Here is a 19,593-nt window from a genome sequence, read left to right on the forward strand (position 1 = left end):
TGGTGTTGTTAGTCTTTTGGTTACCTCCTGCCTGGTGGTGAAGAAGCGATACCGGGCGTAGGATTTGCTTGTCAAATCCGTACTTTCCTATGCTCCTGATTCATTCATCGACTATTCGAGCGGGTGAACACATTGAGGTGATTGATTACGTGATTTGTCTATTTCCGGTGTGATAACAACTGTGATAAATCGAAAATTCTTGCTCCTGTGACTATGCCCCGGTTACACTAAATACCTACACATTTTCAATGTGTAAATGTTTGTTTTATAAATGATTTGACTCGGGGTGCCCTTCCACGTGAAGGCTGAGAAATACCCGTACCACCTGATCTGGATAATGCCAGCGTAGGGAAGTCAGATGCCTTTCACGGCTATCGCTTCTTGACGCAAGGCAGGAGCGATACCATGCAGCCTGACCTGCTCGATTTACACGTTTTACATCTCTTCCGAACCCGTTCGCCACTCACTCACTGCATGACCAACGATGTCGTGCAAACCTTTACTGCTAACGTTTTGCTCACCCTCGGTGCCTCTCCGGCGATGGTCATTGAAGCCGAAGAGGCGGAGCAGTTTGCGGCCATGGCGGATGCGCTGCTGATCAATGTCGGCACGCTCACCTCGCCACGCGCGCAGTCGATGCGCCGGGCGATTGAAAGTGCGGTCGCCGCGGGAAAACCCTGGACGCTCGATCCTGTTGCCGTTGGGGCGCTCGCGTTTCGCACCCGTTTTTGCCAGCAAGTACTGACGCTCAAACCCGCCGCCATCCGCGGAAATGCTTCGGAAATTCTCGCTCTTGCCGGGATGAGCGCGGGCGGTCGCGGAGTAGACACCACCGATACCGCTGCCAGCGCGCTACCCGCCGCACAGGCGCTGGCGCGCCAGACCAACGCCATTGTCGCCGTCACGGGCGAAGTGGATTACGTCACTGACGGTCAGCGAACGAAAAGCATTGCTGGCGGCGACCCGATGATGACCCGCGTAGTCGGCACCGGCTGTGCGCTGTCGGCGGTGGTCGCGGCAAGCTGTTCGCTGCCAGGCGACAGGCTGGATAATGTTGCCGCCGCCTGCGGATGGATGAAGCGCGCGGGGAGCGTCGCGGCGTCGCAAAGCGCCGGGCCGGGCAGTTTTGCCAGCGCCTTTATTGACGCCCTCTGGAACCTGGAGGCGCAGGCATGAAACGTATTAACGCACTCACCATTGCAGGCACCGACCCAAGCGGCGGGGCGGGCATTCAGGCCGATCTCAAAACCTTCTCCGCGCTCGGGGCGTACGGCTGCTCGGTCATTACCGCGCTGGTGGCGCAAAACACCCGCGGCGTGCAGTCGGTCTATCGCATTGAGCCAGATTTTGTCGCCGCCCAGCTGGATTCCGTGTTCAGCGACGTGCGCATTGATACCACCAAAATCGGTATGCTGGCCGAGACGGATATCGTCGAAGCCGTCGCCGAACGTCTGGCACGTTACCGGGTGAAAAACGTGGTGCTCGACACAGTGATGCTGGCGAAAAGCGGCGATCCGCTGCTTTCTGCGTCTGCCGTTGACACCCTGCGAAAAAAACTGCTGCCGCAAGTCTCGCTTATCACGCCGAATTTACCCGAAGCCGCCGCGCTGCTCGATACGCCGCACGCCCGCACGGAGCAGGAGATGAAAGAGCAGGGCCGCGCATTGCTGGCGCTCGGCTGCGAAGCGGTGCTGATGAAGGGCGGTCATCTGGATGACGCCGAAAGCCCGGACTGGCTCTTTACCCGCGACGGCGCGCAGCGATTTACCGCCCCGCGCGTCATCACCAAAAACACCCACGGCACCGGCTGTACGCTCTCGGCGGCGCTGGCCGCGCTGCGCCCGCGTCACGAAAACTGGGCCGATACGGTGCAGGAGGCGAAAGCCTGGCTCTCACTGGCACTCGCCAAAGCCGATACTCTGGAGGTCGGTCACGGTATTGGCCCGGTTCACCATTTTCATGCGTGGTGGTAACGGGCTGAGCGAGTATACTGGCTAGAGATTTTCGGCCAGGAAAACAGAGATGGAACAAGCGCATACCCGGTTAATTGCTCAACTGAATGAACGGATCGCGGCGGGGGATAACACCCCGCTGTACCTCAGGTTTGCTGAGACGGTCAAAAACGCCGTGCGCAGCGGAATACTGGAGCATGGCAATATTTTGCCGGGCGAGCGCGATCTGAGCCAGTTGACCGGGGTGTCACGCATCACCGTGCGTAAGGCGATGCAGGCGCTGGAGGAAGAGGGCGTGGTGACGCGCGCGCGCGGTTACGGCACGCAAATCAACAACATCTTTGAATATTCGCTCAAGGAAGCGCGAGGATTTTCCCAGCAGGTAGTTTTGCGCGGCAAAAAGCCCAATACCCTGTGGGTGAATAAGCGGATTGTTCCGTGTCCGGACGAGGTGGCGGCGGAGCTTGCCATCGCGCCGCAAAGCGATGTGTTTATGCTCAAGCGCATTCGCTACGTGGATGACGACGCCGTGTCGATTGAAGAGTCCTGGGTGCCGGTCGGACTGATTCAGGATCCCGACGCCATCGGCATCTCCCTGTATGACTATTTCCGCAGTCAGAATATCTTCCCGCAGCGCACCCGCTCGCGCGTCAGCGCCCGGATGCCGGACAGCGAATTCCAGTTACACATCAAAATGGACGAAAAAATACCGGTGCTGGTGATCAAGCAAGTTGCGCTTGACCAGCAACACCGGCCGATTGAGTACAGCATTAGCTACTGTCGCAGCGATTTATACGTCTTTGTGTGCGAGGAGTAATTCCTCGCGCGTCGGCGCACAGTCGCCGCCGCGATGGCTGACCACCCACGCCGCCACCGCATTGCCCAGCAATACCGCATCCGGCAGCGCCCATCCCGCCGCCAGCCCGGCCAGCGAGCCACCGGCGTGGCTGTCGCCCGCGCCAATGGTATCCACCACCGTGGCGGCAAACGCCGGAACATGCCCGGCGTTATCGCCGTCGTAATACCAGGCTCCGTCTTTGTCGTGCCGCACAATCAGCGGGCTGGCGTAATGCGCTTGCCACGCCTTGCCGAGTGCTTCGACGTTAACGCCCAGACGCTCCGCCGCAATCACCGCTTCCTGACGATTGAGCGACACAATAGGTTTGCAGGCCATGATCCGCGCCATCAGCGCATCAGGGATATCCGCGATGCGCGGCCCGAAATCGATAAACGCCGTCACGTCCGTTAGCCCTTCCAGCCAGCGTGTAAGCAGTTCACCGCAGGGTGAGGTCAACTGGTAGCCTGAGAGCGAGACCAGGCTGCGCGCCGGAACCTCCAGCCCGTCCAGCCAGCTCTGCTGCCACTGATTCTCCACGCCGCTGAACGACATGAAGGTGCGCTCACCGTCCGGCTCGACCAGCGCCAGGCACCAGCCGTTATCGCCGCTTTCGGCTTCAACCGCGCTGTGCAGATCCTGTTTCGCCATCGCGTTGCGAATAATATCCGCCCACACGCCGTGGCCGACCGGCAGCGCGTTTTGCGCCGCGATGCCGAGGCGTTTCAGGGCGATGGCGATATTCAGCGCGCAGCCGCCGATGTTCACCCCCTGCTGTTTTAATTCGATATCGCACCCGCGCCACGGCAGGGCGTAGGCATCGGCGATCACGTCGATCACCGCCGCGCCCAGCACCGTCACCGGACGCCGGGCGGTCAGCGTCTCAAGTTTGCGAGAAAGGTCTGTACTCATGCGCCCTCTCTTTGTTCCCGATAGTTCAGCAGGTGATCGCAGTAGTAGTTGAAATCGAGCTGATTCACTGCGTCCAGTTCCGCTTTCAGGGCCGGATCGATCGCCTGTACGCCGTGCAGCGCGCCGCAAATGGCGGTCGCCATCGCGCCGATGGTGTCCGTGTCCCCACCGAGGTTGGCGCATAAAATTGCGCAGCGGTTCGGGTCGGTCCCGGCCAGTTCGACCATCGCAATCGCCGCCGGAACGGATTCAATGGTGCTGGTCCCCGCGCCGACGAGCTGGTAAATCTGCTCGCTGGCGGAATCAATGCCGTTGGCCTCGCGCACGGTTTTGAGGGCCAGCTCCAGACGCGCGGCGAGCGAGGCGCTGAAGGTGGTGGTTTTAGACTCCTGAGCATAACGCGCGATGCCGGGCAGGGCGTCGACGATGTTCTGCCAGCTTTCACCGTCGATGGCGCGAGAGATGGCCCAGGCGATCACCACCGCCCCGGCAATCGCCAGATCCGATTTATGCGTCGGACTGGAGGCGAGCGCCACCTGCTCGACAAAATGCTCAAGGCGGGTGGCCGGGAGCAGGCAGCCCAGCGGCGAGGCGCGCATCGCTGCTCCATTGGTGACGCCGTTGTTTTCCAGCTCGCTCACCGGTTTCCCCGCACGAATCGCGTTCAGGGCAATCTTCGACGTCGGGCCGAGCACGTTCTTGTTAAAGGCATCAAACTCTTCGGCCCACAGCAGGATATGCCTGCCGATGGCGTCGGGATCAATCTGCCCGTCGCATTCGATAATCGCATCCGCCAGGCTCAGGGCCATGGAGGTATCATCCGTAAACTCCGCGCGGCCAAAATAGCAGGCGGCGTTATTCTCTGCCGGACCCGGCAAAAAGCGGTCGATCCAGCCAAAGTGGGCTTTCACGCGGCTTCTTGGCCACAGCTCAGACGGCATGCCCATCGCATCCCCCAACGTCTGCCCGTACAGGGCTCCGAGAATACGTTCTGCTTTCATTTCACTTCCCCTCGTGTCAGCGCGGTATCGGCATCATCCACCTCAATGGCGGTGATCTCTTTATCCGATTCGCGGAAAAACAGCATAAACAGCACGGCGATGACGGCGATCATGATGCCGCCGAACGCCCACATTCCGGCCCAGTTGAAGGTCAACCCGTTCACAGGCTCTTTATAGGCAAACATTTTTTCCATCATCACGCCGCCCAGGCGGTAGCCCAGCAGACTGCCGAAGCCCTGGCAGCACAGCGTAATCAGCCCCTGCGCCGCGGTACGCATGTGCGCGGGCGCTTTTTTGTCCACGTAGATATAGGCAGTGACGTAGTAGAAGTCGTAGCTCACGCCGTGGAGCAAAATGCCGAGGAACAGCAGGGCGTAAGTGAAGTACTGGTCCGCGCCGCCGAAGACGAAGAAGCCGTAGCGGATGGCGGCGGTGATCAGGCCCAGCAGCAGGACCTTTTTAATACCAAAGCGCTTAGTGAAGAACGGTAGCGCCAGCATAAAGAAGATTTCAGAGAACTGGCCGAGGGTCATCCAGCCGGTGGCGTTTTTCATCCCGACTTCCGTCAGATAACCGTTGGCAAAGATGTAGTAGAACGCCAGCGGCATCGCGAACAGGAACGAGCAGAAGAAGAACACGAGGAAGTTTTTATCGCGCAGCAAAATCAGCGCATCCAGCCCCAGCATCACTTTGATATCCAGCTTGCCGGTACTCTTCGGCGGGGTGTTCGGCAGGAACAGAGCGAAGACGCCCAGCAGCAGGGAGCTGCCCGCTGTCATCAGCAGAGGAATATTGGTGTCAGAAATATCGCTGTAGCCGAGCATTTGCGGCAGGAATCCGCAGGCCAGGCCGGAGGCAATCCAGCCGATGGTGCCCATCACGCGGATGCGCGGGAAATCGGCCTCGACGTCGTCAACGTTAGCAAAAGCAATGCTGTTGGTCAGGGCAATCGTCGGCATATAGGTCAGGGAATAGAGGAGCAGCAGCGGGAAGAAGGCGCTGAACTCGGTCTGCTGGGCGGCGAAGTACATCAGAATCGCTCCGGCAAACATCAGCACCGCCAGCACTTTTTGCGCGGCAAAGAAACGGTCTGTCAGGGAGCCGACGAGGATCGGCGAGAGGATCGCAGCGATAGCCGTACAGGCGTAAGACCAGCCAATTTCCCCGGCGGTAAAGCCGCTTTTACTCAGCCACAGCCACAGCGGCACGAACCACGCGCCCCAGATAAACCATTCAACAAACATCATGAATGACAGTTGGACTTTCGTTTTCATTGTTTAATCCTGCATGTCAGAGAGGGTACGCCTTTAACATACCACTCAATAATACCTTTCAAGTACCTTTGTCGCGATTGTTTGATCGATGTAACAGTTTTGTTGTACACGAAACGAGCCAGCAGATTGTGCTGAAAAACCTTGCGCCGGCTGGAAATTAAGCTAAGTCGGGTCCAGGCTTAGTCTGCTCACAAATTTGTGGGTATGGATATCACGCTCCGACATGATGTCGGAACTTACGGGAGCATCGCTATGACTGATATTGCGCAGCTGCTTGGCAAAGACGCCGACAGCCTTTTACAGCATCGTTGTATGACTATTCCAGCCGATCAGCTCTACCTGCCGGGCCACGACTATGTTGATCGGGTGATGATGGATAACAATCGCCCGCCTGCGGTGCTGCGAAATATGCAGACGCTGTACAACACCGGACGCCTCGCCGGAACGGGCTATCTGTCCATTCTGCCCGTTGACCAGGGCGTCGAGCACTCCGCGGGGGCGTCATTTGCCGCCAATCCGCTCTATTTTGATCCGAAGAATATCGTGGAGCTGGCGATCGAAGCCGGCTGTAACTGCGTGGCGTCCACTTACGGCGTGCTGGCCTCGGTGTCTCGCCGCTACGCGCACCGCATTCCGTTCCTCGTCAAACTGAACCACAACGAAACCCTGAGCTACCCGACCGAATACGATCAGACGCTGTACGCCAGCGTTGAGCAGGCGTTCAACATGGGCGCGGTGGCGGTCGGGGCGACGATTTACTTCGGCTCCGAGCAGTCCCGTCGTCAGATTGAAGAGATTTCAGCGGCGTTCGAACGTGCGCACGAGCTGGGCATGGTTACCGTACTGTGGGCGTATCTTCGCAACAACGCGTTCAAGAAAGATGGCGTGGATTACCACGTTTCGGCGGATCTCACCGGCCAGGCGAACCATCTGGCGGCGACCATCGGCGCGGATATCGTGAAGCAGAAAATGGCTGAGAATAACGGCGGCTACAAGGCGGTGAACTTCGGGTACACCGACGACCGCGTCTATAGCAAGCTGACCAGCGATAACCCTATCGATCTGGTGCGCTACCAGCTTGCCAACTGCTACATGGGCCGTGCGGGGCTGATTAACTCCGGCGGCGCGGCTGGCGGCGAAACGGATCTGACCGACGCGGTGCGTACGGCGGTGATCAATAAACGCGCGGGCGGCATGGGGCTGATCCTCGGTCGTAAGGCGTTTAAAAAATCGATGTCCGAGGGGGTTAAGCTGATTAACGCGGTGCAGGATGTGTATTTGGATACGAAGGTGAGTATCGCGTAGTTTGTTGCCCTCACCCTAACCCTCTCCCACAGGGAGAGGGGACTATCCGGTTTTCTCCCTCTCCCCGTGGGAGAGGGCCGGGGTGAGGGGCCCAGACCGCACTCCCACTTAAACCCGAAACCCTTTTTCATTTCATTCAAACACCCATCCCGATCGACTTCACACTTCCCCTCTCTTTTGTGAAAAGTGTCACTCCTCGCCGTGCATATGCCCAATAAATGACCGATGCTTAGCGGAATTTGTCTAAGGCAGCGGACGAATTTTGCGCTTAAAGTTACTTTCGAAACAGCTTTTCAAATTACGAAGTCGCTCTGAACCTCTGTTGTGTTAAGGACTGATAATGAAAATTGAATCTGTAAACGTCACCGTCTTCCAGTATCCGACGCGACGGGTCTCCGACAGCGCCGGGCATTCGCATCCTGGCCCCGAAAGCCTGGCCAAAATGGCGATGCTCTCGATCACGGCAGACGATGGCACCAAAGGGTATGCCTTTGCGCCGCCGGAAGTGGTGCGTCCCTTTGTGGTCAATACCTTCTTTCGCAAAGTGCTGGTCGGCCAGGATGCGTTCAACCGCGAAAAAATCTGGCAGGAGCTGGCACACTGGCAGCGCGGCAGCGCGCACCAGCTGACGGAGCGCGCCCTCGGGTTCATCGAGCAGGCGCTATGGGATCTCATTGGCCGCAAACTGAATATGCCGGTGTGGAAACTGCTCGGCGGTTATCGCGATAAAGTCCCGGCCTACGGCAGCACCATGTGCGGGGACGATCTGCCGGGCGGCCTGTCGACGCCGGACGAGTACGCGAGCTTTGCCGAAACCCTGGTGGCGCGCGGATACAAAGCGATAAAACTGCACACCTGGATGCCGCCTGTCTCGTTTGCGCCAAACCCGAATATGGACGTCAAAGCCTGCGCCGCCGTGCGCGAAGCGGTCGGGCCGAATATCGATCTGATGATCGACGGTTATCACTGGTACAGCCGTACCGAAGCGCTGTACATCGGCAAAGAGCTGGAAAAACTCAACTTCGCCTGGTTCGAAGAGCCGATGGAAGAGGAGAGTATGGCCTCCTACGCCTGGCTTGCGGAAAACCTGTCGATCCCGATTATCGGCCCGGAAAGCCTGGGCGGAAAACATCACAGCCGCGCCGACTGGGTAAAAGCCGGGGCGTGCGACATTCTGCGTGCGGGGGCTAATGGCGTAGGCGGGATTTCACCAACGCTGAAAGTGGCGAACCTCGCGGAATCCTTCGGTATGGATTGCGAAGTGCACGGTAACGGCGCGGCGAGCCTGGCGGTGATTGGCGCGATCAAAAACTGCCGCTGGTATGAGCGCGGCCTGCTGCACCCGTTCCTCGATTACGACCAACCGGCGGCGTATCTCCACAGCCTGGTCGACCCGATGGATGAGCACGGCATGGTCAGCCTGCCGGACCGACCGGGTCTCGGCGAAGACATCAATTTTGCGTATATCGAAGCCAATACAGTCAGCCACGACTGACACATAAAAACGTACCCTACAGGCGATATATACATGAAACAAACTCCTCTGTGCAGGGCGTGTTTACTCGCGCTCTCGCTGATGATGGGGAGCGGCGCGGCGTACGCCAAAACACCGCCCGACCAGCTCATCATCGGTATGAACATGAACAACCTGCTGACCCTCGACCCGGCGGCGATGACCGGCAACGAAGTGGTCGGCATCGTGGTGAATCTCTACGATTCGCTGGTGGAACTCGACCCGAACGAACTGACCAACGTCCGGCCCGCGCTGGCGAAATCCTGGGAGATCGCGCCGGACGGCAAAACCCTGACCTTCCATCTGCGCGATAACGTCAAATTCCACTCCGGTAATCCGCTCACCGCGCAGGATGTGGTCTGGTCGATGCGCCGCCTGCTGCACCTCAATCTGGCGCAGGCGTCGGTGTGGAAGTCCTACGGCTTTTCGAAGAAAAACATCGACCAGCAAATCAGCGCGCCCGACGACTACACCGTGCAGATCGTGCTGCCCAAACCGAACGATCCGCAGCTGGTGATCTACTCCCTCGGGGCGCTCGGCAATCTGGGCGTGCTCGACAGCAAAACGGTGCAATCTCATGAAGTGAACAACGACTGGGGCAACCGCTGGCTGACCACCAACGAAGCCGGTTCTGGCCCCTTTATGCTCGACACCTGGCAGGCAAAAGATGTGCTGCGTATGCAGCGCAATCCGCACTACTGGCGGGAAGAGCCAAAAATGAACCGCGTCGTGCTCCGCCACTTCCAGGAGTCGCAGACCCTGCGTCTGATGATTGAGAAAGGCGATCTGGATATTGCCAGTAACATGGCGGTGTCCGACATCAATGCCCTGCGCAAAGACCCTCAGCTCACGGTCGAAGCCGTGCAGAAGGGGACCGTTTATTACGTGGCGATGAGCATGAAAGAGGCGCACTTCGCTAACCCTAAGGTGCGCGAAGCGGTGCGCTATCTGATTGATTATCAGGGCATCAACAAAGCGCTGATGCCGGGCTACGGTGTACTGCATCAGCGGCCGATCAAAGCCGGGATGCCGTCGACGCTGCCGGACCCTGGCTATCGCCTGGATATTCCGCGCGCCAAAAAGCTGCTGAAAGAGGCCGGTTATCCGGAAGGTTTCGACACCACCCTGCGCGTGCTGGCGGATCAGCCGTTCCTTAATATTGCCATCGCCGTGCAGTCCACGCTGATGCAGGCGGGGATCAACGCCAAAATCATCACTGGCACCGGGAACCAGATTTACGGCGCGATGCGCGAGCGTAAGTTCGACATGCTGGTCGGCCGCGGCGGAAGTGGCGTCGAGCCGCATCCGCACTCCAGCCTGCGCGCACTGGTCTATAACCCGGACAACAGCGACGAGGCGCGGCTCACCAACTTCCAGGGCTGGCGCACCAGTTTCTACGATAAACCCCTCAACGAGATGATCGACAAAGCGCTGCTGGAACGCGATCCGCAAAAGCAGGTGGCAGATTATCAGCAGATCCAGGTGCGCTACGACGAACTGATCCCGGCGATGATTCCCCTGTCGCAAATGGTCGATTCCGTCGTGGTGCGCAATGAAGTCAAAAACTTCCAGTCGCACCCGTCGGCCACCACGTTCCTGCGCGAAGTCTACAAAACCGGAGGTGAACAATGAGCGTGGCGATCCTCTCTCCCGGCTCCCGCACCCGACGTTTCTCGAAGCGGCTGACGCAGGTGCTGGTGACGCTGTTTGGCCTGCTGCTGCTGACCTTTTTCATCGGGCGCGTGATGCCGGTCGACCCGGTGCTGGCGATTGTCGGCCCGGACGCCGACCACAGCACCTATCAGCAGGTCTATCACCAGCTGGGTTTCGATCAATCCTTGCTGACGCAATTCGGCATTTACCTGAACAACCTCCTGCACGGCGATCTTGGTAACGCGCTGCTGACGGGCAAACCGGTCATGGACGACATTCTGCGCGTCTTCCCGGCGACGCTGGAGCTGGCGACGATGGCGATTATCGTCGGCGCAGGCCTGGGCATTCCGCTGGGCGTGCTGGCGGCGGCGCGTCGCAACAGCCTGTCGGATTACGTGGTGCGCATTATCAGTCTGGCGGGATATTCCACGCCGATCTTCTGGGTCGGGATGATGGGGCTGCTGCTGTTCTACGCCTGGCTCGGTTGGGTGGGCGGGGCGGGAAGGCTCGATTTAGGGCTGGACGGGATCGTACCGCGCCGGACCGGGCTGATGACCGTCGATGCCCTGCTGGCGGGAAACAGCGCCGTGTTCTGGAATGCCATTAACCATCTGGTGTTGCCTGCATCATTGCTCGGCTTCCACTCGCTGGCCTACATCAGCCGTATGACGCGCAGCTTCATGCTGGCGCAACTCTCGCAGGAGTTCATCATCACCGCGCGGGTGAAGGGCTTAACCGAGCGGCAGGTTGTCTGGAATCACGCGTTTCGCAACATTCTGGTGCAACTCCTGACGGTAGTGGCGCTGGCCTACGGCTCGCTGCTGGAAGGGGCGGTGCTGATTGAAACCGTCTTCTCCTGGCCGGGCTTTGGATCGTATCTCACGGGCAGCCTGCTGCTCGGCGACATGAATGCGGTAATGGGTTGCGTGCTGCTGGTGGGGATTATCTTTGTGATGCTCAACCTGCTCTCCGACATGTTGTATCAACTCTTTGACCCGAGGACGAAATCATGACCGTTTCTCTGGATACACCGCTGGGGGCGCGCAGCAGCGAAGGCCGCCAGCGAATCAAACGTACCCTGAATCGTGGGGCGGGTTTTGTCGGCAAAATGGCGCGCAACCCGCTGACGGCGATTGGCGGTGGGATTGTTGTGCTGCTGCTGATCGTCGCCGCCTTTGCTCCGCTGATTGCGCCGTACAACCCGCTGGTGCAGGACCTGAACAACGCGCTGGTCGCGCCGAACGAGCAGCACTGGTTTGGCACCGATGAGTTTGGCCGCGATATCTTCAGCCGCCTGGTGTATGGCTCGCGCATCACGCTCTATATCGTGCTGCTGGTGTCGGTCACCGTCGGGCCGCTCGGCCTGCTGTTGGGCGTTACCGCCGGGTATTTCGGCGGCAAAGTCGATGCGGTGCTGATGCGGGTGACGGATATCTTTATCTCGTTCCCGAGCCTGGTGCTGGCGCTGGCGTTTGTCGCCGCCCTCGGTCCGGGGCTGGAGCACGTGGTGATTGCCATTACGATCACCGCCTGGCCGCCGATTGCCCGTCTGGCGCGGGCGGAAACGCTCTCGCTGCGCCAGGCCGATTTTATCTCGGCGGTGCGTTTGCAGGGGGCGTCCCCGGTGCGCGTGCTGTGGCGACATATCGTGCCCCTGTGCCTGCCGTCGGTGATTATCCGCATCACCATGAACATGGCGGGGATCATCCTGACCGCCGCCGGTCTGGGCTTTCTCGGCCTCGGCGCACAGCCGCCGGAGCCGGAGTGGGGCGCGATGATCTCAAGCGGCCGCACCTACATGATGGAGTGCTGGTGGGTCGTGACTATTCCGGGGCTGGCGATCCTGATCAACAGCCTGGCGTTCAACTTCTTAGGAGATGGCCTACGTGACATCCTCGATCCTCGCAGCGAATAACGCTCCACTGCTCGACGTGCGTGACCTGCACGTCGATTTTATCAACGGCGGCGCGGTGACCAACGCCGTGCGCGGCGTCTCCTTCCAGCTCGGGCGCGAAAAACTGGCGATTGTCGGCGAGTCCGGCTCCGGGAAATCCACCGTCGGGCGGGCATTGCTGCGCCTGCATCCGGCGAAAGCGCGGATCAGCGCCACACAGATGCAGTTTGGCGACGTCGATCTGCGCTCGGTGAGCGAGGCGCAAATGCGTGGCATTCGCGGGAAGCGCATCTCGATGATCATGCAGGACCCGAAATACTCGCTGAACCCGGTGGTCTGCGTCGGGGCGCAGATCGCTGAAGCCTGGCTGACGCACCATCCGGGGCGCAAAGCGGAGGCGAAAGCCAAAGTGCTGGAGATGCTCGACGTGGTGCGCATCCGCCAGCCGGAGCGGGTCTATCACCTCTATCCGCACGAGATTTCCGGCGGGCAGGGGCAGCGCATCATGATCGCTATGATGCTGATCACCGATCCCGAACTGGTGATCGCCGATGAACCGACCTCAGCGCTGGACGTTTCCGTGCGTTTGCAGGTGCTGGGGTTGCTGGACGATCTGGTGAAATCCCGCGGGCTGGGACTCATTTTTATCAGCCACGATATCAACCTGGTACGCAGCTTCTGCGACCGGGTGCTGGTGATGTACGCCGGGCGGGTGGTGGAGTCCATCGCCGCCTGCGATCTGCATAACGCCCGGCATCCCTATACCCAGGGCTTAATCAGTGCCCTGCCGGAACTTCACCATCGCCGTCCGGTGCTGCCAGTGTTGCAGCGTCAGGCCAGCTGGCTCAATGAATAAGGAGCAGAGATGATCGAGATTAAAAACCTCAACCTGGCCTTTGGCGAGGGTGAAAAGCGCAATCAGGTGCTGAGTGATGTGAACATCAGGGTTGAAGCCGGCGAGATTTACGGCCTGGTGGGGGAGTCGGGGTCCGGCAAAACCACGGTCCTGAAATGTCTGGCCGGGCTGTTTACCCACTGGGACGGTGAGCTGGCGATCGACGGCACCCGGCTTGGACGAAAGATCAACGCCGAACGCTGTCGGCGGGTGCAGATGGTGTTTCAGGACCCGTACGGCTCGCTGCATCCGCGCCACACCATCGGCGATATTCTGGAAGAGCCGCTGCAAATCCACGGCATTTCCGACCGCGATCGAAGAATCCACGGTTTGCTGGATAAAGTAGGGTTGAACCGGGCGTTTCGCGATCGCTATCCGCACCAGCTCTCCGGCGGTCAGCGCCAGCGCGTGGCGATTGCGAGAGCGCTGATTCTGGAGCCGCAGGTGCTGCTGCTGGATGAACCGACGTCGGCGCTGGACGTGTCGGTGCAGGCGGAGATTTTAAATCTGCTGGCGGAACTGCAGCGCGAGTCGAATCTCACCTATCTGATGGTGACGCACGATCTGGGCGTGATTGCCCATCTGTGCCAGAAAGTGGCGGTGATGCAGTACGGCAAGATTCTGGAGACCCTGACCGTGGATGAACTGGTCGCCGGAAACGCCCGCACCGACTACACGCGTATGCTGGTGAACGCCAGCCAGCAGTACACCCGCGAGATGGCGCGGGAGGTGGCGGCGTATTGAGTGGTGGGTTTTGCCCGGCGGCGCTTCGCTTGCACGGGCCTACGGGTTTTGTAGGCCGGGTAAGGCGAAGCCGCCACCCGGCAACAATGTCAGCGCAACAGCACACAATCCGGCGGCAACCGGCACTCCAGCGCGCCGGGCAGCAGAGAAATGCGGAAATGCTCCCCGCTGAGCGGCTCACCGTCGAGGTTAAAAGTCATGCCGTGTGGGGCGATAATTTCAAACCACGCGGACTGTCCGTCGAGCACGTTCGGGCTCTCTTCCGGGCGGGTCAGGGTGGTGAACAGGGCGGGTAACATCCCGTCGCTGGTGAAAATACGCAGCTGCAACAGACCATCATTAATCAGCGCATCGGGGCACAGCTGCTGCCCGCCGCCCGCCTGACGTCCGTTACCAATCCCAATCACCAGAGCGTCACCCTGCCAGTGGAAGTTCTCGCCGTTAATTTCGCAGCGGTCGGGCTTGAGCATATCCATGCGCATCAGACCGTGAATCAGATACGACACCCCGCCGAGCGCGGCTTTCAGTTTCTCCGGTGTTTCGCTGGTAATACGGGTGCCAAAACCGCCCGTCGCCATATTGATAAAACAGGTTTTCTCATTGACCTGGGCTATATCCACCGCCGTCGGTTTCCCGACGATGGCCAGCTGCAACGCTTTATCCAGACTTTCAGGAATGCCCGCGCTGGTGGCGAAATCATTGGCGGTGCCGAGGGGTAAAATGCCCATCACCGGGCGATGTGCGGCGTCACGCTCAACCAGCGCGCTCGCCACTTCATTGATGGTCCCGTCACCGCCACCGGCAATGACGGTGGCGACGCCCAGCCGACAGGCTTCGTCGATATACCGTGCGGCATCCCCTTTTTCCCAGGTCACACGGACGTGAATTTGTGCGCCATTTTCGCGCAAATCGGCAATCGCCTGGCGCAGAAAGTCATCGCCTGCACTTTTGCCGTTGAGGATCAGTAAACTATCCGGATAGGTCGACATCCAAGGTTGCTCCCTTTTAAGCTCTATCAAGAGTGTATCTCAGGGAAGGAAAAAGCGCGTAAGAACAGGATGAAAGGCAAAAAATAAGCCTGCGTAAGGGAGATTACGCAGGCTAAGGAGGTGGTTCCTGGTACAGCTAGCATTTATGGGTTATGTTTTTCAGCGCTGGGGATAATACCCTTATTGAACGAAGCGGTATGTGATCCGTTTCTAAGAATTATCCCATGCCGAAAAAATACCCCTGCTCAACTACTTGTTGTGCGGGTTACGGGTGCTTTCACCGGCAAAATTGCGCATCAACAGTGCGTATTCCAGCTCCACTTCTTCCGGCACCGGCAGCCACACGGTGTGACCGTCGCCAGGGGCAACGGTGATGGCTTCACCTTTGCCATTTTCCAGATGCTCCAGCGTAAAGTTGATATTGCCCTGCGGGGTCATCAGCTCCAGGCTATCGCCTTTGGTGAATTTGTTTTTCACGGCCACGGCGGCCAGAGGCCCTTTGCGCGCGCCGGTGAAATCACCGACAAACTGCTGGCGCTCGGAGATGGAGTAGCCGTGCTCGTAGTTCTGGTAATCGTCATGAGTATGACGGCGCAGGAAGCCTTCGGTGTAACCGCGATGCGCCAGACCTTCGAGGGTCTCCAGCAGGGTGGTGTCGAACGGTTTACCCGCCGCGGCGTCATCAATCGCTTTGCGATACACCTGCGCGGTGCGGGCGCAGTAGTAGTAAGACTTGGTACGACCTTCGATCTTCAGGGAGTGGACGCCCATTTGCGTCAGACGCTCGACGTGTGCGATCGCACGCAGGTCTTTGGAGTTCATGATGTAAGTGCCGTGTTCGTCTTCGAAGGCGGTCATGTATTCGCCCGGACGTTTCGCTTCTTCAATCATAAACACGCTGTCGGTCGGGGCGCCCACGCCCAGCGTCGGCTCAACGGTTTTCACCGGGATTGGCTCGTGCTTGTGCACGATGTTGCCGACATCATCTTCTTTGCCTTCCTGGACGTTATATTCCCAGCGGCAGGCGTTGGTGCAGGTGCCCTGGTTCGGGTCGCGTTTGTTGATATAGCCAGAGAGCAGGCAGCGGCCAGAGTAGGCCATGCACAGAGCGCCGTGAACGAAGATTTCGAGTTCCATTTCCGGCACCTGAGTGCGGATCTCTTCGATTTCTTCCAGCGACAGTTCGCGCGACAGGATCACGCGGGTCAGCCCCATCTGTTTCCAGAATTTGACCGTCGCCCAGTTAACGGCGTTCGCCTGCACGGAGAGGTGAATATCCATCTCCGGGAAGTTCTCGCGCACCAGCATGATCAAACCCGGGTCAGACATGATCAGCGCATCAGGACCCATTTCCACCACTGGCTTGAGATCGCGAATAAACGTTTTCAGCTTGGCATTGTGCGGCGCGATGTTCACGACCACGTAGAATTTTTTGCCCAGGGCATGCGCTTCGTTGATGCCGAGCTGCAAATTCTCGTGGTTGAATTCATTATTACGCACGCGCAGCGAGTAACGCGGCTGGCCCGCATACACTGCATCGGCACCATAAGCGAAAGCGTAACGCATATTCTGCAGCGTTCCCGCCGGGGAAAGGAGTTCTGGTTTAAACATGTTTGTTCTCGTTCTGATGACAGGTCAGATCCGCGTACACCAGGTGCAGCGGTAAGGGGAGATCCCGTACTTTAAGGGCGGGCATTGTAGCGCTGCGGGGGAGGGAGGTAAAGCGCCGGGTGGCCGCGGGGCCAGCCCGGCGGAGGTAATCGGATTAGGTGAGGTCTTTCAGCGTCTGGCTTGACCCGTTATTTTTCACCGAGGCGATGCCGGTTTCCCGCGTTTGCTCGGACGCATACAGCTGGCTTGAGCCAATCACCTGGTGGTTTGCCGCTTTCAGGTTGAAGTGATATTTGCCGTTAGCCGAGGTTTTTTTCTCATAGCGCTCGTCGTGCGGGCTGTTGGTACGCACAGAGGCAATACCGTTTTCTGCTGAAGCCCTGGTGGTGTACAGCTCACTGGTGAGGATAATTTCACCGTTCCCCGCTTTCAGAACAAACCTGAACTGCCCGTCACTGCTTTTGCTTAGTTCGAACCAACCAGCCATAAGAACTCCTTGATCAAAAGTGTTTATCAAACAGGAAGTCACATCGGAGGATGCCGTTGAAAGTATGGGTGATTCTCAGGGAGTTGCCAGTGGCTGAAAACATGTCGTTTACATATTAACCGGCGCGTATTTAGATATATTAAAACAACTTAATTATTAAATAATAACTCTCGGCTTTGTTTAATATTGATAATTAATGATTGGAATTGCATAATAAATGTACGCTTTATGAACGTGTTTGAGTTTTTACTTATATAATATTATGAAACATTAATTTATGCTTCCTGTATATATCCTTCTGGCTTTATTTTGCTTTATGCTGTCATTTGGCATTTCTTCTGCGGCAGAGAATATAAATCTCCCTGATCTTGGGAGTGATTCCGCTATGCAAAAAAATAGTACTGATAAATCAGATGGAGATACCGGGGACAATGAAAAAAACATTGAAAAAAAAGTATCCGATATTGCTGTAAGTGAGGCGCAGCAGAGGTTTCAAAATCTGACGCCTGAAGGGATGAAATCAGAGTTTTATCAATACGGTAAAGGTGTCGTTACCGGCGCAGCTCAATCGCAAATAGACAATTTGTTATCACCTTATGGCCATGTTGCTACAAATATAGCCATAGATGATAAAGGAAATCTCGATGGTTCTTCACTGGATTATTTAGTTCCCTGGTATAACGGGGAAAGTGATTTACTATTCAGTCAATTCTCAGTTCATAATAAAGATGGGCGTACCATTGCTAATATAGGCACGGGCGTTCGCCATAATGTCAGTAAAGACTGGATGCTGGGCACCAATGCTTTTTACGATCACGATATTACCCGCGGGCATAAACGTCTGGGTATTGGCACCGAGGCGTGGACCAATTATCTCAAATTAAGCGGCAACTACTATTTACCGCTCTCTTCCTGGAAAGACTCTCCGGACCTCGATGATTACCAGGAGCGCCCGGCGCGCGGGTGGGATGCGCGCGTTCAAACTTATCTTCCTGCTTATCCGCAGCTCGGCGGCTCGATAGTGTACGAGAAGTACTATGGGGACCAGGTAGCCTTGTTCGGTACTGACGATCTGCAGGAAGACCCCTCAGCCGTCACGCTGGGCGTCGACTACACTCCCGTGCCTTTGATTACGCTCAAGGCTGGCTACAAAACCGATCAGTCAGAAAAAAGCGAAGTGACGGTCAATCTGGATATCGATTACCGCATCAACGTTTCGCTCTCAAAGCAACTTGATGGCGCCGAAGTGGCGCAGATGCGGACACTCGCCGGTAGCCGGATGGATTTTGTCGATCGTAATAACGACATTGTCCTTGAATATAGGGAGAAGAACGATCTGGATGTCGGCATTTTCCTGGCTCCGACCAACACCGCAGCCCCCTGCATTCTTACCGACGCGCCGGATACCGCTCAGGCCTACGAGGGTTGCCACTGGACGGTGAATGCGGACATTACTTCGCATCTTAAAATACAAAGTGCGCACTGGGTGCCGATGGGCAACTTCAGCCCTGAAAAGGCGCTGGCTCTGCCAGCCTTATCGCCATCAACTAATATCGCGACCGGCAAGGATAACCACTGGACCTTAACCTTCCCGGCGTGGGTGGATTCCCCGGACAGCAACGCGAATAAGTATCGTCTGGCGGTGACGCTGGTGGATGAAAAGGGGCACACCCGCCAGTCAAACGCGGTGAATATCCTGGTGGCAGAGGCGCCGACAAATTATCAACTGGTCATTGATGATGAAGACGGGGAGAAAAAAGCGGTCAAGGCTCCTGCAAACGGAATTACGCCGGTCAACCTGAAAAGCTACGGCGCGAAAGCGGCGGGCGTGCACGGTGAAACAACGCCGGTTGCCCCGGAAAACCTGGACATGACATTTCACGCCTATGAAGTGAAGGACAGGGATCACGCCCATGAAGTGCCTATCCACAAATCGAAAAAAGAGTGTGATAACGAGCAAAAATGCCTGTTCTTTGTTTCAGGATCCAGTAACGGGAAAGCCGTTGTTTCGAGCACCCGGAGCGGGATCTATGCCTTCGTTGCCACGCAGCAAGACGAAGATGGCCAGAAAACCAACCCCGTGCTCGTGGATTTTAGCGACAGCTCGCAGTATATCGTTGCCGCGATTGTCGATACCCAGAATCCGACAATCAATTTAATTGGGATTAAATCGAACAAATTAGCCCTGGGTCATCAGTACCGTTTTATTCTGGCCTGGGACAGCAATAAAAACGGCCAATGGGATGCCTCTGATCTACAAACGGTGTCGAGCACCGATCTTCGACCGCTGACGGAGGTGACTCACTATCGATGGTTATTTGATGGCAAAAGCACCAACGGAATGCCGGGTGGATATGCTGCCAGTAATACCGATAACCAGGATATTTCCATTCCGGTCACCAACGCAGAAGCAAAAGCTATTTTCCCTGCCGCCGGTGTTAATGGCGTCCAGGGATATCAATTAAGAGTGGATTACAAGCTGACAACGGAAGGAATGCAGTTTGTCCAGGCTAACTTTAAGTAAATAA

General features: G+C 57.5%; 17 protein-coding genes and 1 riboswitch. Of the genes, 11 read left to right on the top strand and 6 right to left on the bottom strand.

Annotated elements, in window-relative coordinates:
• Positions 1-272: 272 nt before the first annotated feature.
• Positions 273-369: riboswitch (TPP riboswitch) on the top strand.
• Positions 370-405: 36 nt separating this feature from the next.
• The 3 genes from thiM to AC3WS9_RS07670 are packed head-to-tail and all read left to right on the top strand — an operon-like array spanning position 406 to position 2,769.
• Positions 406-1,176: a hydroxyethylthiazole kinase gene (gene thiM, locus AC3WS9_RS07660; protein ID WP_492487604.1), complete on the top strand. Its 771-nt coding sequence runs from the start codon at positions 406-408 to the stop codon at positions 1,174-1,176.
• On the top strand, positions 1,173-1,973 hold the full coding sequence (gene thiD / locus AC3WS9_RS07665; protein WP_492487606.1) for a bifunctional hydroxymethylpyrimidine kinase/phosphomethylpyrimidine kinase: 801 nt from the start codon (positions 1,173-1,175) through the stop codon (positions 1,971-1,973). Before thiM ends, thiD begins: the two co-directional genes overlap by 4 nt.
• Positions 1,974-2,022: 49 nt before the next feature.
• Positions 2,023-2,769, top strand: coding sequence for a GntR family transcriptional regulator (locus AC3WS9_RS07670; protein WP_285144078.1), 747 nt, complete (start codon positions 2,023-2,025; stop codon positions 2,767-2,769).
• Here AC3WS9_RS07670 and AC3WS9_RS07675 read toward each other — a convergent pair.
• The 3 genes from AC3WS9_RS07675 to AC3WS9_RS07685 are packed head-to-tail and all read right to left on the bottom strand — an operon-like array spanning position 2,743 to position 5,974.
• On the bottom strand, positions 2,743-3,699 hold the full coding sequence (locus AC3WS9_RS07675; RefSeq protein WP_492487609.1) for a PfkB family carbohydrate kinase: 957 nt from the start codon (positions 3,697-3,699) through the stop codon (positions 2,743-2,745). The genes AC3WS9_RS07670 and AC3WS9_RS07675 overlap by 27 nt on opposite strands.
• Complete coding sequence (locus AC3WS9_RS07680; protein ID WP_285144080.1) at positions 3,696-4,700, bottom strand: ADP-ribosylglycohydrolase family protein; 1,005 nt, start codon at positions 4,698-4,700, stop codon at positions 3,696-3,698. The genes AC3WS9_RS07675 and AC3WS9_RS07680 overlap by 4 nt, the downstream gene beginning before the upstream one ends.
• Complete coding sequence (locus tag AC3WS9_RS07685) at positions 4,697-5,974, bottom strand: nucleoside permease (RefSeq protein ID WP_282495045.1); 1,278 nt, start codon at positions 5,972-5,974, stop codon at positions 4,697-4,699. Before AC3WS9_RS07685 ends, AC3WS9_RS07680 begins: the two co-directional genes overlap by 4 nt.
• 252 nt (positions 5,975-6,226) lie before the next feature.
• Between AC3WS9_RS07685 and fbaB the strand changes: the two genes are divergently transcribed.
• The 7 genes from fbaB (at position 6,227) to AC3WS9_RS07720 (ending at position 13,978) form a co-directional block, all read left to right on the top strand.
• The gene (gene fbaB, locus AC3WS9_RS07690; RefSeq protein WP_492487611.1) at positions 6,227-7,279 is read left to right on the top strand and encodes a class I fructose-bisphosphate aldolase; all 1,053 of its coding nucleotides are present in this window, start codon (positions 6,227-6,229) and stop codon (positions 7,277-7,279) included.
• A 340-nt stretch (positions 7,280-7,619) separates the two neighbouring features.
• The gene (locus AC3WS9_RS07695) at positions 7,620-8,774 is read left to right on the top strand and encodes a mandelate racemase family protein (protein WP_492487613.1); all 1,155 of its coding nucleotides are present in this window, start codon (positions 7,620-7,622) and stop codon (positions 8,772-8,774) included.
• Positions 8,775-8,807: 33 nt separating this feature from the next.
• Positions 8,808-10,424, top strand: coding sequence for an ABC transporter substrate-binding protein (locus tag AC3WS9_RS07700; RefSeq protein ID WP_492487615.1), 1,617 nt, complete (start codon positions 8,808-8,810; stop codon positions 10,422-10,424).
• Positions 10,421-11,458, top strand: coding sequence for an ABC transporter permease (locus AC3WS9_RS07705; RefSeq protein ID WP_282495041.1), 1,038 nt, complete (start codon positions 10,421-10,423; stop codon positions 11,456-11,458). Before AC3WS9_RS07700 ends, AC3WS9_RS07705 begins: the two co-directional genes overlap by 4 nt.
• Positions 11,455-12,360 carry an ABC transporter permease gene (locus AC3WS9_RS07710; protein ID WP_492487617.1) on the top strand — a complete coding sequence of 302 codons (906 nt, stop codon included), beginning with the start codon at positions 11,455-11,457 and terminating at the stop codon, positions 12,358-12,360. The genes AC3WS9_RS07705 and AC3WS9_RS07710 overlap by 4 nt, the downstream gene beginning before the upstream one ends.
• Entirely contained in the window at positions 12,332-13,195 is an 864-nt protein-coding gene (locus tag AC3WS9_RS07715; protein WP_285149330.1) for an ABC transporter ATP-binding protein, read from the top strand. Before AC3WS9_RS07710 ends, AC3WS9_RS07715 begins: the two co-directional genes overlap by 29 nt.
• Before the next feature lie 9 nt (positions 13,196-13,204).
• Positions 13,205-13,978: an ABC transporter ATP-binding protein gene (locus AC3WS9_RS07720; RefSeq protein WP_492487619.1), complete on the top strand. Its 774-nt coding sequence runs from the start codon at positions 13,205-13,207 to the stop codon at positions 13,976-13,978.
• An 89-nt stretch (positions 13,979-14,067) separates the two neighbouring features.
• Here AC3WS9_RS07720 and yegS read toward each other — a convergent pair whose 3' ends face one another.
• The 3 genes from yegS to AC3WS9_RS07735 all read right to left on the bottom strand — a co-directional run bounded on the left by yegS (position 14,068) and on the right by AC3WS9_RS07735 (position 17,065).
• Positions 14,068-14,967, bottom strand: coding sequence for a lipid kinase YegS (gene yegS, locus AC3WS9_RS07725; RefSeq protein WP_282495038.1), 900 nt, complete (start codon positions 14,965-14,967; stop codon positions 14,068-14,070).
• A 249-nt stretch (positions 14,968-15,216) separates the two neighbouring features.
• Positions 15,217-16,578 carry a prephenate-dependent tRNA uridine(34) hydroxylase TrhP gene (gene trhP, locus AC3WS9_RS07730; protein ID WP_285144088.1) on the bottom strand — a complete coding sequence of 454 codons (1,362 nt, stop codon included), beginning with the start codon at positions 16,576-16,578 and terminating at the stop codon, positions 15,217-15,219.
• Positions 16,579-16,732: 154 nt separating this feature from the next.
• Positions 16,733-17,065 (bottom strand): YegP family protein, encoded by a 333-nt coding sequence (locus tag AC3WS9_RS07735; RefSeq protein ID WP_282495036.1) that lies wholly within the window; start codon positions 17,063-17,065, stop codon positions 16,733-16,735.
• A 277-nt stretch (positions 17,066-17,342) separates the two neighbouring features.
• Between AC3WS9_RS07735 and AC3WS9_RS07740 the strand changes: the two genes are divergently transcribed.
• Positions 17,343-19,589 carry an inverse autotransporter beta domain-containing protein gene (locus tag AC3WS9_RS07740; RefSeq protein WP_492487622.1) on the top strand — a complete coding sequence of 749 codons (2,247 nt, stop codon included), beginning with the start codon at positions 17,343-17,345 and terminating at the stop codon, positions 19,587-19,589.
• The last annotated feature ends 4 nt before the right edge of the window (positions 19,590-19,593 follow it).

It is taken from the genome of Lelliottia sp. EB106-05-01-XG201 (genome assembly GCF_058791735.1).

What these genes read in the sequence shown, in the direction of transcription:
- AC3WS9_RS07710 (WP_492487617.1), top strand. Translation starts at nt 11,455, where the DNA reads ATGACCGTTTCTCTGGATACACCGCTGGGGGCGCGCAGCAGCGAAGGC.
- AC3WS9_RS07670 (WP_285144078.1), top strand. Translation starts at nt 2,023, where the DNA reads ATGGAACAAGCGCATACCCGGTTAATTGCTCAACTGAATGAACGGATC.
- AC3WS9_RS07705 (WP_282495041.1), top strand. Translation starts at nt 10,421, where the DNA reads ATGAGCGTGGCGATCCTCTCTCCCGGCTCCCGCACCCGACGTTTCTCG.
- AC3WS9_RS07720 (WP_492487619.1), top strand. Translation starts at nt 13,205, where the DNA reads ATGATCGAGATTAAAAACCTCAACCTGGCCTTTGGCGAGGGTGAAAAG.
- AC3WS9_RS07680 (WP_285144080.1), bottom strand. Translation starts at nt 4,700, where the DNA reads ATGAAAGCAGAACGTATTCTCGGAGCCCTGTACGGGCAGACGTTGGGG.
- AC3WS9_RS07695 (WP_492487613.1), top strand. Translation starts at nt 7,620, where the DNA reads ATGAAAATTGAATCTGTAAACGTCACCGTCTTCCAGTATCCGACGCGA.
- AC3WS9_RS07735 (WP_282495036.1), bottom strand. Translation starts at nt 17,065, where the DNA reads ATGGCTGGTTGGTTCGAACTAAGCAAAAGCAGTGACGGGCAGTTCAGG.
- AC3WS9_RS07700 (WP_492487615.1), top strand. Translation starts at nt 8,808, where the DNA reads ATGAAACAAACTCCTCTGTGCAGGGCGTGTTTACTCGCGCTCTCGCTG.
- fbaB (WP_492487611.1), top strand. Translation starts at nt 6,227, where the DNA reads ATGACTGATATTGCGCAGCTGCTTGGCAAAGACGCCGACAGCCTTTTA.
- thiM (WP_492487604.1), top strand. Translation starts at nt 406, where the DNA reads ATGCAGCCTGACCTGCTCGATTTACACGTTTTACATCTCTTCCGAACC.
- AC3WS9_RS07740 (WP_492487622.1), top strand. Translation starts at nt 17,343, where the DNA reads ATGCTTCCTGTATATATCCTTCTGGCTTTATTTTGCTTTATGCTGTCA.
- AC3WS9_RS07685 (WP_282495045.1), bottom strand. Translation starts at nt 5,974, where the DNA reads ATGAAAACGAAAGTCCAACTGTCATTCATGATGTTTGTTGAATGGTTT.
- trhP (WP_285144088.1), bottom strand. Translation starts at nt 16,578, where the DNA reads ATGTTTAAACCAGAACTCCTTTCCCCGGCGGGAACGCTGCAGAATATG.
- yegS (WP_282495038.1), bottom strand. Translation starts at nt 14,967, where the DNA reads ATGTCGACCTATCCGGATAGTTTACTGATCCTCAACGGCAAAAGTGCA.
- thiD (WP_492487606.1), top strand. Translation starts at nt 1,173, where the DNA reads ATGAAACGTATTAACGCACTCACCATTGCAGGCACCGACCCAAGCGGC.
- AC3WS9_RS07675 (WP_492487609.1), bottom strand. Translation starts at nt 3,699, where the DNA reads ATGAGTACAGACCTTTCTCGCAAACTTGAGACGCTGACCGCCCGGCGT.